The organism is Streptococcus sp. STR1/CE/0325, from assembly GCF_055386095.1.
In genome coordinates, this window is record NZ_AP045018.1 from 1,344,896 (window position 1) to 1,358,038 (window position 13,143).

The following is a 13,143-nucleotide window of genomic DNA, read 5'->3' on the forward strand; positions in this document are numbered from 1 at the left end:
AAACGAGGAGCTGGCCTTCGCCTTGCTCCTAATTTGCTTTTTAATTAACACTATTTTCTAAATCAGCGATTTTTTCAGAGTTCCCTGCCTTTTCGACAATCCGGTAATTCTCAGACGAAGAGCTATTGTCCTTACCGCTACGTTCCACATTGACCGCCCAAGCGAGTTTTTGCTTGATATGACCAGACGAACGGTGCTGCGAGCTATAAGCATAATAAAAGTCATAGACAACCGTGAAATCAACCTTATAGGTATTAGGACCAGTCTGTGTTACCTTGGTGACATCCACATCGCTAAAGGAAATATTGTTGGCACTGCGATTCTTAGCATTGGTGGTATTGGTCTCAATCATTTCCACCACATCTCGGTACATGGTATTCGTCGTACCGCTGACAAAAATATCAGTGAGATTTTTAGGGGTAGTGTGGCTATCTTCGTACTGACCGAGCTTGTAATAGGCTTGCTTGATGAGATCGTTTGCCGTATCGCGACTCAAGATACCATCAGCATCAAGAGTAATGGTTTCACCGTCTTGAAGTTTGGTCACATTGACTTTTTTTGATGTCACAGCATGATCACCAAAGGTCTTTTTTACATAAACATCCGCAGACTCTGTCGCAGCGAGATTGCTGACTTCCAATCGACCATCTGCTAAGGCACCAATTTTTTGCTTGCCGACATAAAGCTCCCCATCACTGAGATTGCTATCCACCTTAAAGCTCAAATATTTCACGGTCAAAGGAATGGTGAGCGACTTGGTCAATAGTTGTGACGTAGATAAGTTAATCTCTTGATTTTCCACCTTACCCTTAGCAGCAATATCATAGGTACCAGGATAAAGGTGCTTGAGGGTTTCTTGATAGTGATCATTTTTTGTCTTAGAAAAAGACTGCTCATTCACGGTAATATCAAGCCCTTGCGTATTGGACGTAAGAGTCAAATCCACAGGATGCACCATGACCTTCCAATCTGGGAAAATCAAAAATTTTCGTCCCACTACCTGCATGGTCTCACCAGATAAAAGATCCTCAACTTTTTGGGTGGTTTTCATCTGTTTGGTATTGGTGTAGGTCAACTCTGAGCGCTTAATCGTTTTTTTCGTATCGGACCAAGCCTCGTAGGAAAGAGCTTGATCAACATTTTTTCCCACGACCTTGCTATAACGCTGGGCGACACTTTCTTTGGCATAATAGTGGCTGCCATAAGCATAGCCAGAAACCAGCACCACGACAGCAACAAGCCCCGTCCATATCAAGATTTTCTTTTTCTTGCTCATTGGCGCCTTGGGGGCAGCAGTCGGTAAGAGCTGATTGATACTGGTGAGATGAAACTGATTGGCCTTGCCAAAAGCAAACTCTTGTGGACTAGGTTTGCGGCCCAAATAATGTTCAAAAGTCTGCAACCATTTTTCGCGATCAGACAAAGGCTCACTGGACTCTTGTGAAGCCGCAGACGAAAAGGCGCTGCTCTCTTTAGGAGAGGAAGTGGTTTGAACAATCGAATCAATCTCTTTTAAGAGAGTTGGCTCGCTCTCCTCAGCAATGTCATAGACAAGAGAAGGTGCACTAGCTTTCGGACGACTAGGCGTCTCCTCTTCTGCAATATCGTAAATCCTTTCCTCAAGAGCTTGGCTAGGCTCTTTCTCGATTTGAGGGAGTGAATCAGGTTGAAATCCTGCTTCTTTTGCCTTCTTAAACTCTTGTGGACTGGGTTTTCGACCCAACCTTTCCTCAAATAAACGAATCCATTCTTCTTTTGTCACAAGGTTTCTCCTAACTAAAACGCTGCTGTATAGACTGAAGTAAATGCTTTAAAGATTGTTGTCACAACTGTCTTATCAACAAAATAAACTACCGCAAATAAAACGACAACACTACAACAAGCAACGTAAAAACGACTAAGAACAGAAATAGAAGATTTAATGTTAGAAACGAGAGAAACCAACAAAACAACAAATCCAAGAATTGCCAATACTGCTAGATAAGTTCCTACTGTCTGAAGTGACTTCAAAGCTGGAACCTCTTTAATCAAATTGGAAAGTGTAACAAACGAAGAGAAACCATTACCAAAATTAAGTAGTTGTTCAAAGTAAGAACTTGATATAATCAACTTATCCGGTTGCAAATAAGAAAGGAGGTAAGCAGCGCCATTTAATACCAAGAAAATCGGAGAAATGACCAAACGTCTACCCCAATCCAATAAAAATGATTGATTGCTATTTTTTCCTAGTCTATCAATGATAACTGGAAGAACGGTTGCCAAGACATAAATAATAAAAAACAAAAGTCCAACCTGAATAACTTTGCCAAGCCCCAACTCCGATTTCACTGCATTGACAAACAAATCATATTTCTCTGGTGCAGTAGTACGTAACGTCATATCTTTTACAGAAGCATTAGCAATAGACATTAAAAAGCGAGAGAGATAATTCATCCAAGCAGCTGACAAAAGAAAGGCAGAAATGATTAGAGTTACACTTCCATATAACCACTGACCATCAAATTTATCCGCAGTTGGATTTTTTAGATGGGTTAAAAACCAATTAAAATAAGCCTTTCCTTTTTCTTTAATATCCTCTTTATTGAAGTTAGAAGAAGAAATCCTAGCCCCCGACGTTGGTGGTGTCTGTGGCATGACTGGTGGCTCTTTGGCTTGAGCTGGTTCTTCTTTCATCGCTTGCACAGGCTCTACGACACTTTCTTCACCAGCCTCGTAAACAACTGTTGTTTCGTCTTCGAATTCCTTATTCGCCAAGGCCTGTTTGATTTCATCTGCTGTTGCTGGACGACCATTGATGGCTTCAAAGTACTCCAACCAATCTGCTTTGTTCATCACATTTCCTCCATAAATCTTTTATTTTCTTTATTTTATCATAAATTTAAGGTTTTGTTAAGGTTTTTTGTCCAAGTATTACCCACAAAAAAATCAGCAGAATGTCTTCTGCTGATTTTTCTCTTATTTGGCTTCAATCAAGCCAACGTTACCGTCCTCACGGTAGTAAAGCACATTAGTCGTGCCGTCTTTTGCGTCGGTGTAGATAAAGAAATCATGACCGAGCAATTCCATTTGAAGGAGGGCTTCTTCGATGTCCATGGGTTTAAGATCAATCATCTTGGTTCTCACCACTTTGACAGCTGGTGTGTCCTCAATCGCTTCTTGCTCAAACTCTGTGGTAAAGACCTGACCTGTGGCAATCTTCTCACGGTGTTTTTTTGCAATTTTTGTCTTATTTTTACGGATTTGACGTTCAATCTTATCGACCACCAAATCAATAGAACCATACATATCTTGAGAAATATCTTCTGCCCTTAGGGTCAAGCTCCCTAACGGAATGGTGACTTCAACCTTAGCATTTTTTTCACGGTAAACCTTGAGATTAACACGCGCATGAATGCTTTGTTCTGAATTGAGGTATTTTTCAATCTTTGCGAGTTTATCTTCAACATAGCTTCTAAGAGCTTCTGTCACTTCGATGTTTTCACCACGAATGTTATAGTCAATCATAAGATTACCTCTTTTCTAAAGAATACTTTGATTACATCTTTATTATACCGCTTTCATAAACTTTATGCAAGCCTTATCCTATCTGGCGAGAGAAAAAGTTTTAATCATTTTCACACCTGCTTTCATTAAGACACTTTTAGCAAGCATGAGCGTCGTTCCTGTGGTATAAATATCATCGACTAAGATAATACGATTGGGCAGCTCTGCCTTTTCCTTTAAAGCAAAGGGTTGTGAGGTTTCCAGACGCTCAAGCCGTCCTTTGCTGGATTGTTTTTGGGTATGTTTTTTTACCAATAAGTCTTGATAAGACAGACCGGCTCCCTCCAAAAGCCCCGTTACTTGATTAAAACCACGCTCTCTTAGACGCTTATCGCTCAAGGGAATCGGAACCAAGGTCCAGTGTTTTTCTTTGCCCAATTCTTTTTTTAAAAGTGAACTAAAAGCAAAGCGCAATAAATAATCTCCGCCAAATTTATATTGCTGCATAAACGCCTTCATCACCTCGTTATAACGGTAAAGACTACGATGCGAAACACTTTGTCCTTTTTCTTGCCAATACTGGCAATCGGTGCAGACCTCTGTTTGACTGTCTTTGCAACAAGTCAAACAAGCAGAAGCGCTGATTTGCTCAAATCCTGCGTCGCAATGTGGACATAGTCTTGGGCTTTCCTTTTTAAGGAGAAAAAGAGCCGTAAAAGAAGTCTCCACAGGACATTTTTCTTGACACCATAAACAGATCATTGCACACCTCCTTTTCGATTCATCATTTTAATTTCCTTGATGGCTTGAGCCATGGCTTTGGTCTTTCCATCATGGAAAAAGATAAGTTCCCCAGTAGGGCGCTCTAGGCTTCGTCCTACCCGACCTGAAATCTGGACTAAAGAGGAGCGAGTATAGAGATGATGATTAGCCCAAATCACAAAGACATCTACACAAGGAAAGGTCACCCCACGCTCCAAAATCGTTGTCGAAACCAAGATATCCACTTGATGTTTCCGAAATGCCTCAACAGACGCATGACGCTCCTTGGACTGGCTTGACACAAAAGCAATCTTTTCCTCTGGAAAATAACGAGAAAGCAGGGCGCTAAACTGCTCCCCTAGGGCAATATGGGGAAAAAAGAGCAAGAGTGGATAGGAAGTCTGTCGCTGACGCTTGATATGATGTAAGAGAGATTGGGGCAATCGCCTTTTTGCTAAGTGCTCTTTTATCGGAGTCACATAACGACAAGTCGGCACCACCAAGGGATTGCCGTGAAAGCGTCTGGCTAGATGGACTCTTTTTAGACGACCAGCCTTGACCTCTCTATCAAGCTGATCAGTCGAAGTAGCAGTCAAAAAGAGTCGAAGACCTTGAGGAGTCAAAGCCTGCCTAATAGCCTGATACAAAAAAGGATTATCCACTAAGGGGAAGGCATCCACCTCATCAATAATAATGGCATCAAACGTTTGATAAAATTTATAGAGTTGATGAATCGTAGCCACCACCAGCTGCTCGCCTTGATAAGGCGATGAACCACCATGCAAAAGGGCAAGGGAACAAGAAAAATCACGTTTTAAACGTTTATGAAGTTCAATACAGACATCAATGCGAGGACTCACTACCGCTACTTGCAAGCCTTCTTTTAATAAACAAGAAAGCGTAGGGTAAATCATCTCTGTCTTACCTGCTCCCGTCACGGCATGGACCAAGATTTCTTCTTTCTTAGCAATAGCTTCAAGAAGAGCATCTGATACGGCTTGCTGATAAGGTGTTAGCGAACCTTTCCAGACGAGAACCTCCTTTTTTTTAAAGTGAGCTTTGGGAAAATAATAGAGCCTATCTCCTTCGACTAACCTACCAAAGGCTAGACAAACCCGACAATAATGCCTGCCATCTGGCAAGAGCCAGTCCGACTCTATCAGCGTTTGACACCGTTGGCAGACTAAGGTATTGTCTTTTGTAACCATAGCAGGAAGCTGCTTAGCTTCTCTTTTTTCTTCCTCCAAGAGATCAGCCTCGACCATCAGACGTCCACAATAGGTTTTAAGGTTTTTCATACCTCTTTATTCGAAAATGTGATACACTTTTCTTATGAAAGATTACAAAACCATTGCCCGTACCGCAGAAATCGAAGAAAATATCAAAAAATCCCGCTTCATCTGCCACCTCGCACGCATCTCAAGTGAAGAAGAAGGACGAAACATCATCGCTCGCATCAAAAAGGAGCATCACAAAGCCAACCACTCCTGCTCTGCCATGATTATTGGAGAAGACGCACAAATCAAACGCTCCAGCGATGACGGCGAACCCAGTGGAACAGCTGGTATTCCTATGCTGAGTGTGCTTGAAAAACAAGGCTTGACCAATGTTTTAGCTGTCGTGACCAGATACTTTGGTGGCATCAAGCTAGGGACAGGCGGACTTATTCGTGCCTACTCTGGTAGTGTCTCTCATGCGATTGAAACCATCGGCAAGGTCCATATCAAGACCTTAGATGGTTTTGCCATAAGGCTTTCTTACCCCCAGTACCAGCTCTTGGAGCAATTCCTTGAAAAAGAAGGGCTGGTGGCGACTGATGCTATCTTTACCGATCAGGTGGAGGTTCACCTCTATCTGGAAAAAGAAGCCGCTCCAGCTCTCTTTGAGCGCTTGACTGATTACTATCACGGCAAGATTACAATTCAAGAAATAGGAACAACCATCGTGGAAGTTCCCATAGCATAACAAAACAACGAGAACAGCAATCTCGTTGTTTTTTCATTATCCTGCTCGGTGTTTTAAGTCATCTAATCCTTCTTTTATCCAGTTGGGGAGGGCTTCTTTCAAGGGTTTAAAACCAATTTTATAGCGGTCATTAGAAAAACGGTGGCGACTAGCGTGACTTTTTCTTTCTTCTTCTAGCGTCCGTAAGGACAAACTCACCTTTTTGCTGTATTCGTCATAATCAATCACCTGCACCAAGACTTCATCCCCAACACTAAGGATGTGATAGATATTGTCAATATAGCCGCTCTTGATTTCAGAAATATGAATGAGACCAATCTGGTGATGCTTTAACTCGACAAAAGCACCATAGGGCTTAATACTGACAATTTTTCCTTTTACCTTATCACCAATTTTCATCCTAGTACCTCTATGGATGTGATCACCACATCATCGATGGGCTTATCGCTAAAGTCCGTTTCAACAGCAGCAATTTTATCTAAAACGTGATAGGAAGCTGCATTTGCCAAGTGACCAAAAACAGTATGACGGTGGTCTAGATGAGGTGTTCCGCCTCCTGTGGCATAGGCATCCGCCACCACTTCTGGCCAACCTGCCCGCTTTAGCTCTTTTTTATTATAAGCCAAGTGTTCATTTTGCACGATAAAGAACTGACTGCCATTGGTGTTTGGACCAGCATTAGCCATCGAAAGAGCGCCTCTTAAATGATAGAGTTCTTTTGAAAACTCATCCTCAAAAGCATCCCCATAAATGGACTCGCCCCCCATACCCGTTCCAGTCGGGTCTCCGCCTTGAATCATGAAATCTGGGATAATCCGGTGGAAAATCACCCCATCGTAATAGCCTTCCTTAGCATGACCAATGAAATTTTCCACCGCTTTAGGTGCTTGATCTGCAAACAAGACCACCTCCATGTCCCCATAATTGGTATGGATAATAGCACGTTTCCCGGACAGATTGGCGTCTAATTGTGGAAATTCTAAGGGTTTCTCCAAAATACCCAAGTCCAGTAAGACTTGATAAATCCCATCCTCTTCAATGGTGCCAGTGATATAAGCCGCTCTTTCTTTGGCTTCTTCCACCCCATCTCCCATGACAACAGGAAGACCAACATAATCCAGCATCTCCACATCATTTGGCCCGTCACCAAAGAAAAGGACATTAGCAGGCTTCCAGCCTTCTTTTTGAAGGACTTTTTCTAAGCCAGTCGCTTTGGAAAGGTCTTTTTGAACTGCGTCTGAGGAGTAAGGATGCCAAGGCACCAAGCGAAAATGCTCAGCAAGAGTATCTGGTAAGACCAAGTCTGCATTATGTTCTGAGAAAGTCCACATTTGATAAACAGGGTGGGTCAAGTGGTAATCCTTATCCACCAAGCACTCGCCATAAACAGGCTCCATGGCTTCTTTGATCATCGGTGTCCACTCAGACACAACCGCTTCATCTCTTCCAGTAAAACCATAGGCAATGCCAATCTCTTGACACCAAGCCACATAGTCCTTTAATAAGTCCAGTGACACGGGTTGATCAAAGATCTCATCTCCTTTTTTGTCCAAGACACTCGCCCCATTGATGGTAACAAAATAATCCGGTTCTAGGGCACGGATTTCTGGTACGACCCCATAAAATGCCCGTCCTGTCGCAATCCCTGTTGCAATGCCTTTTTCCTTTAAGGCAGCAAACACGGTTTTAATCGACTCTGGAATATAACCCGTTGCCTTTCTTCTTAGGGTATCGTCAATGTCAAAAAAGACAGCTTTCACTTTTTTTGCTTTGTACTGTAAGGTTTTATTCACACGTTTCTCCTTTTTTAATCTTCTCGTTCTACCAAGTGATGCCTAAAGGCATAGACAACAGCTTGGGTGCGATCTTCGACTTCTAGCTTGGCTAGGATATTAGACACATGGGTCTTAACCGTTTTAAGCGAGATAAAAAGCTCATCAGCAATGGTCTGATTATCATAGCCCTTGGTCAGAAGCGTGAGCACATCTCGCTCACGCGCTGTCAAGTCCTCGTGTAGCTCGGGGTGCTCCTTGTGGTACTTCATTTTTTTATCCACTTCAGTTTCGATGGCAAGCTCACCCCTTGCCACCTTTTCAATACTATTTAAAATTTCTGCTGCACTGGAGGTCTTGAGCATATAACCTTTTGCCCCTGCTTCAATAACAGGATAAATCTTTTCATTATCCAAATAAGAAGTTAGCACTAAGATTTTAGCATCCTTCCACTCTTTTAGTAAGAGAAGGGTCGCCTCAACTCCGTCTAACTCAGGCATAACCAAATCCATCACAACAACATCTGGCTTTAGCTCCAAAGCCAAATCCACACCTTGCTTGCCTGTGCTGGCTTCTCCCACCACATCAATGTGAGGCTGTAAATTTAAAAAACTCTTTAGTCCAAGACGAACCATCTCATGGTCGTCAATCAGTAGAACGCGTATGACTTGCATCCTCATCTCCTTTCACTAATGGCAAATGAATGGCCATAGAAACACCATTCCCAGGGCTACTTAAATAGGTCATGGTCCCAGCTAAGTCAGCCACCCTGTCCTCAATATTTTTCAACCCGTAACTCAATTCTCTAACACTATCGAGATCAAACCCTTTTCCGTCATCAATCATCTTCAACTCGACTTCGCTATCTTTTTGATAGAGATAAACTTCCAGCTGCTTGGCATCAGCATGTTTTAAGGTATTGCTGATAAATTCCTGAGCAATCCGAAAGAGATTTTCCTCGATCATCTTTGGCAATTCCTTGACCTCTTCTTGATAGACGATTGTGATGGCTGACTTATCTGTTAATTCCTTTAAAATCATGGCAAGACCCTGTGATAAGGTCCTACCTTCTAACTCAGTTGGTCTTAGGTGGAGCAATAAAATCCGCAAATCATCTTGCGCTTTATTTAAAATCACCTCAATGCCACTCAACTGCTCTTTTAATTGCTCTTGACTAACCAGATCCAAACTCTGATGCAGACCAGAAATCATGAGAGAAGAGGCAAATAACTCCTGACTAACGGTATCATGTAAATCTCTTGCAATGCGTTTTCGCTCTTGCTTCACAATCTCTTGCCCATTTAAAATTTGGGTATTTTCCGTTTTTTGCAGGCTACTGGTGAGGCGATTTACTTTTTGCGACAAGCGCACCAAATTTTTACTAATCTCCGTATCATCCAGATAAGAAATCGGCTGATTGTTGATAATGCGACGCAGATTATAATTCAAATGCCGCTTGCTATTGTCATCCACCAGCATCCACAAGAGAATGAGCAAAATCATCAAGGACAAGGTCAATAAAATCACCGAAAAGGCAAATTTCTCTAAAACCTCAACCTTTGCTAGCTTGTCTAAGATGTCAATGTCAAGACTGTCCAACAGGATAAAGACAATGGAAAAAATCGTGATAAAGGCATAGATGAAGGGAAACAAAAGCACATAATATTTTCTCATCGCTTGACCACCTTCACTTGCCCTGCAATGACATTCACGATGATGCGAACAGACTTAATGGCATCCAGATAGCCTTCATCTTCCAGTTGGATGGTTTCATTGCGCAAATCATAAGCAGGCGCTTGAAAATAAGACAGACTGCCATACACCGCACTCACACTGATGCGAACCTTGACATCAATCGGAACAATAATGGTCGTTGGTCCGTAAACCTTTCTCATCATGATAACATTGTCTTTTCCTCGCACAATCACTCGGCTCAAATCAATCTGATCACTTCCTGTGATACGGATAATATTAATGTCATCAAAGGCATAATCATCTGATGAACTGTATTGTCTGGTGCCAATCCATTGGTTTCTCACCGTCTTGACCCCCAATTCTTCATCCTTAAATCGTAAGAGGGCATAGCGATTTTTCTTTTTGACTTGGGCAAAATGATTAATCATGACATAAATCACCCCAAAGACAATCGCCATCACCACATAAGGATTGAGCATAAAGACCAAAAAGCAGGTCAAAAAGGCTACGGTCAGTAAAAAATTGCTTTGACTACCGATATTGTAATAGCGAAACGCTAAAAGTAACAAGAAAATCAAGCAAAGGGCAGCGGATATGTTCTGCGAAAAAATCGTCAGCAAAGCCATGGTCAACAGCACCGCTTCCACTAATAAAAAAAATTGAAACTTTCTCACGCTAAACCTCTCTCATCATTACTTGACATTGTACCAAATTTTCCTTAAAATTTCAGCTACGACCTGTCGAAGCAGCAAAAAAGAGGAAGGGCTTTGTGCCCACCTCTTCTTTCTTTATTCCTCAGTGCTATCTGTAACAGATGAGGACTCACTACTGCTTTCTTCTGTGCGAGAGCGGCTAGATGAACTGTTGCTAGAGCGTGTATTGCTACTTGTGCTACTGTCTCGCTCATTTCTTTCCTCAGAAGAAGCGCTGGTCTCTGGATAGGAGAGATAAAGAATAATCTCATCATCTGATGACAAACTCAAATTGCCTCCATAATAAGGCGTTTGCGCGACAACTGGAGCAGTTGACGGCGGCGTCTTAATCTCTACTCCTGTCTCATAGTGGTAAGCCTTGATACGACTAGAAGCCACACCAAGGTCTGTGAGGGTCTTAGCTGCTTGACTAAAGGTATCTCCAGACAAGTCTGGCATAGAAACAAGGCTGCTGGTCGCCACTTCAAGGACAATCTTACGGCTGCCATCTGGGTTAAATTTATTTTTGGCCTTTGGACTTTGTTTGATGACCATATCTGGGTCATACTTGTCCGTGGTCACCCGTTTGATGGTAATCTGCGACTCTAAGACATCATAATTGGCAATCAAATCATTGACCGCATCTTGATAATTTTGACCGACATAATCAGGCAATTCAAAACCATTTTTTGAAGGACCTTTTGAGACGAACAAATCAATCTTAGCCCCTTCTCTTCTTGAGGTGCCAGCACTTGGATTGGTTCTGATGACTTGTCCTTCATCAACATCATCGTTTTCTTCTTCTTGGACATTGCCGACAGACAGACCTGCTTTTTGGATATTTTCCTTGGCAACAGAAAGGCTGATGCCTGTCACATCAGGAACAGAAATGGTCTTTGGTCTGGTCATCAAGAGAAAGGCCATAAAGGCGACAAGGACAATCACAAGGGCAAAGAAGATTTTCAAAATGACAGAAAAAGGATTCTTTTTCTTGTGCGTGCTTGCTTTATCCTTCTTTGGTTTGTTTTTTTTCTGCGTGGCTTCCTTGTCTTTTTTAGTCTTAGACTCTTGCTTCAAGAGCTGCTCTGTAGTGACTTTAGCCGTGTTTTGCTCCACTTTGGGTAAACTCTTGGTATCTGTCTTGTCGCTAAAGACTAACTTTTTCTCCCGCTTTCTTTGAGGGGAAAGACAAGTATCAAGGTCCCTGCTCATCTCATAAGTGGATTGGTAGCGATCGCTCAGCTTTTTGGCTGTTGCTTTGATCACCACATTTTCCAGAGCTTGGGGAACATTCTTATTTTCCTCAAGGATAGAAGGCAGTGGCTTTTGGAAATGCTGGAGGGCAATGGTTACCGCACTATCTCCGTCATAAGGAATGTGCCCTGTTAACATCTCAAAGAGCATAATTCCCATGGCGTAAATATCACTTTGCACGGTTGCTTTTGAGCCCCTTGCCTGCTCTGGCGAGAGGTAGTGCACCGAACCAAGCATCGAGTTAGTCTGGGTCAGACTGGTCTCTGCAAAGGCAACAGCAATCCCAAAGTCAGTCACCTTGACCTGACCGTCCTTGGTCAACAGAATATTTTGCGGTTTCAAATCACGGTGGACAATCCCTTGCTCATGCGCAAGGGTCATGGCAGAGAGAACCTCTTCCATAATCCGGACCACTTCCTTATTAGAAAGTGGCGCATGGTCTTGGATATATTTTTTTAAATCCTCACCGTCCACATATTCCATCACCAAAAACTGCTGGCCGTCTTCTTCTCCAATGTCACGGATGGAAACAATATTGGGGTGGTTGAGCTCTGCCATGGCACGCGCTTCTCGCTGAAAACGTGCCACTGCCACCTGATCGGTCTGATAATTGGTTCTTAAAACCTTAATAGCGACCTCTTCATTGTCCAAAATCAAATCATTGGCTAGATAAACATCCGCCATGCCACCGCGTCCAATAGACTTGAGAATCCGATAACGACCAGCAAATAACTTGCCAATCTGGATCATGCCTCATCCTCCTTTTCAAGGTGAACAAGAACAACAGTGATATTGTCAAGACCGCCTGCTTGGTTAGCCAAATCAATCAAGGTCTTGGCCTTTTCATCCAAACTCAAATCTTGATTTAAGACCTCTACAATGGTCTCTTTTGAAATCATATTGGTCAAACCATCACTATTGGCAAGAAGGTAATCTCCAACTTCTAGTGACTGAATCCCAAGGTCTAACTCGATGGGACGGGGTTGTCCGACTGACTGCGTGATGATATTTTTTTGCGGATGGTTCTTGGCTTCTTCTTCCGTCAGTTGACCTGCCTTAACCAAGGCATTGACCAAAGAGTGATCACTGGTGAGCTGGGTGTAGTTCCCATTTCGGATCAAGCCGACACGTGAATCTCCAATATGTGCATAAAGGACTGTGCGATCAATCACAGCCAAGGCTTCAATGGTCGTCCCCATGCCCTTGTAGTCCTCTTCTTGACCGAGTTGGTAGATTTTTTGATTTTCGGCTTCAATGGTTTCAAGCATCCAATCCCTAATCTGACTAAATTCGGTAAAATCAGTATTGACCCAAGCACGTCCTAAGTCCATAACTGCCATCTCACTGGCGATATTACCTGCTCGGTGCCCGCCCATACCATCTGCTAAGACGATGAGGGGAATCCCACTATTATTTTCAAATTTATTGACATAATCTTGATTATTGGAGCGTCGCTGTCCAATATCGGTTAAGAGTGAAAATTTCATGTGTTTTCGTTCTGACAAGGTCAGTTCCTTTCT

Annotated in this window: 13 protein-coding genes; 1 reads left to right on the forward strand and 12 read right to left on the reverse strand. The window is 42.6% G+C overall.

Annotation, left to right across the window (positions count from 1 at the left end; translation table 11 throughout):
- Positions 1-40 precede the first annotated feature (40 nt).
- The 5 genes from ACZ49W_RS06550 to ACZ49W_RS06570 all read right to left on the reverse strand — a co-directional run bounded on the left by ACZ49W_RS06550 (position 41) and on the right by ACZ49W_RS06570 (position 5,543).
- Positions 41-1,762 (reverse strand): zinc ribbon domain-containing protein, encoded by a 1,722-nt coding sequence (locus ACZ49W_RS06550; protein ID WP_464814512.1) that lies wholly within the window; start codon positions 1,760-1,762, stop codon positions 41-43.
- Positions 1,763-1,776: 14 nt separating this feature from the next.
- Positions 1,777-2,832 (reverse strand): hypothetical protein, encoded by a 1,056-nt coding sequence (locus ACZ49W_RS06555; RefSeq protein WP_464814513.1) that lies wholly within the window; start codon positions 2,830-2,832, stop codon positions 1,777-1,779.
- 123 nt (positions 2,833-2,955) lie between these two features.
- Positions 2,956-3,504, reverse strand: a complete 549-nt coding sequence (gene hpf, locus ACZ49W_RS06560; protein WP_464814514.1) for a ribosome hibernation-promoting factor, HPF/YfiA family — start codon at positions 3,502-3,504, stop codon at positions 2,956-2,958.
- Positions 3,505-3,582: 78 nt separating this feature from the next.
- Positions 3,583-4,245, reverse strand: a complete 663-nt coding sequence (locus ACZ49W_RS06565; RefSeq protein WP_464814515.1) for a ComF family protein — start codon at positions 4,243-4,245, stop codon at positions 3,583-3,585.
- Positions 4,242-5,543, reverse strand: a complete 1,302-nt coding sequence (locus ACZ49W_RS06570; RefSeq protein ID WP_464814516.1) for an ATP-dependent helicase ComFA — start codon at positions 5,541-5,543, stop codon at positions 4,242-4,244. The genes ACZ49W_RS06565 and ACZ49W_RS06570 overlap by 4 nt, the downstream gene beginning before the upstream one ends.
- Positions 5,544-5,577: 34 nt before the next feature.
- Here ACZ49W_RS06570 and ACZ49W_RS06575 point away from each other — a divergent pair, with 34 nt between their 5' ends.
- Positions 5,578-6,210, forward strand: a complete 633-nt coding sequence (locus tag ACZ49W_RS06575) for a YigZ family protein (protein WP_464814517.1) — start codon at positions 5,578-5,580, stop codon at positions 6,208-6,210.
- Between the two features lie 36 nt (positions 6,211-6,246).
- Here ACZ49W_RS06575 and ACZ49W_RS06580 read toward each other — a convergent pair whose 3' ends face one another.
- The 7 genes from ACZ49W_RS06580 to ACZ49W_RS06610 all read right to left on the reverse strand — a co-directional run bounded on the left by ACZ49W_RS06580 (position 6,247) and on the right by ACZ49W_RS06610 (position 13,110).
- Positions 6,247-6,609, reverse strand: a complete 363-nt coding sequence (locus ACZ49W_RS06580; RefSeq protein WP_464814518.1) for a S1 RNA-binding domain-containing protein — start codon at positions 6,607-6,609, stop codon at positions 6,247-6,249.
- Positions 6,606-8,003, reverse strand: a complete 1,398-nt coding sequence (locus ACZ49W_RS06585) for a Cof-type HAD-IIB family hydrolase (RefSeq protein ID WP_464814519.1) — start codon at positions 8,001-8,003, stop codon at positions 6,606-6,608. Before ACZ49W_RS06585 ends, ACZ49W_RS06580 begins: the two co-directional genes overlap by 4 nt.
- A 14-nt stretch (positions 8,004-8,017) precedes the next feature.
- Positions 8,018-8,662, reverse strand: a complete 645-nt coding sequence (locus ACZ49W_RS06590; RefSeq protein ID WP_464814520.1) for a response regulator transcription factor — start codon at positions 8,660-8,662, stop codon at positions 8,018-8,020.
- Positions 8,628-9,656, reverse strand: coding sequence for an envelope stress sensor histidine kinase LiaS (locus ACZ49W_RS06595; protein WP_464814521.1), 1,029 nt, complete (start codon positions 9,654-9,656; stop codon positions 8,628-8,630). The genes ACZ49W_RS06590 and ACZ49W_RS06595 overlap by 35 nt, the downstream gene beginning before the upstream one ends.
- Positions 9,653-10,351 (reverse strand): cell wall-active antibiotics response protein LiaF, encoded by a 699-nt coding sequence (liaF, locus tag ACZ49W_RS06600; RefSeq protein WP_464814522.1) that lies wholly within the window; start codon positions 10,349-10,351, stop codon positions 9,653-9,655. The genes ACZ49W_RS06595 and liaF overlap by 4 nt, the downstream gene beginning before the upstream one ends.
- 114 nt (positions 10,352-10,465) lie before the next feature.
- Positions 10,466-12,373, reverse strand: a complete 1,908-nt coding sequence (gene pknB / locus ACZ49W_RS06605; protein ID WP_464814523.1) for a Stk1 family PASTA domain-containing Ser/Thr kinase — start codon at positions 12,371-12,373, stop codon at positions 10,466-10,468.
- Positions 12,370-13,110, reverse strand: coding sequence for a Stp1/IreP family PP2C-type Ser/Thr phosphatase (locus ACZ49W_RS06610; RefSeq protein WP_464814524.1), 741 nt, complete (start codon positions 13,108-13,110; stop codon positions 12,370-12,372). Before ACZ49W_RS06610 ends, pknB begins: the two co-directional genes overlap by 4 nt.
- Positions 13,111-13,143: the final 33 nt, after the last annotated feature.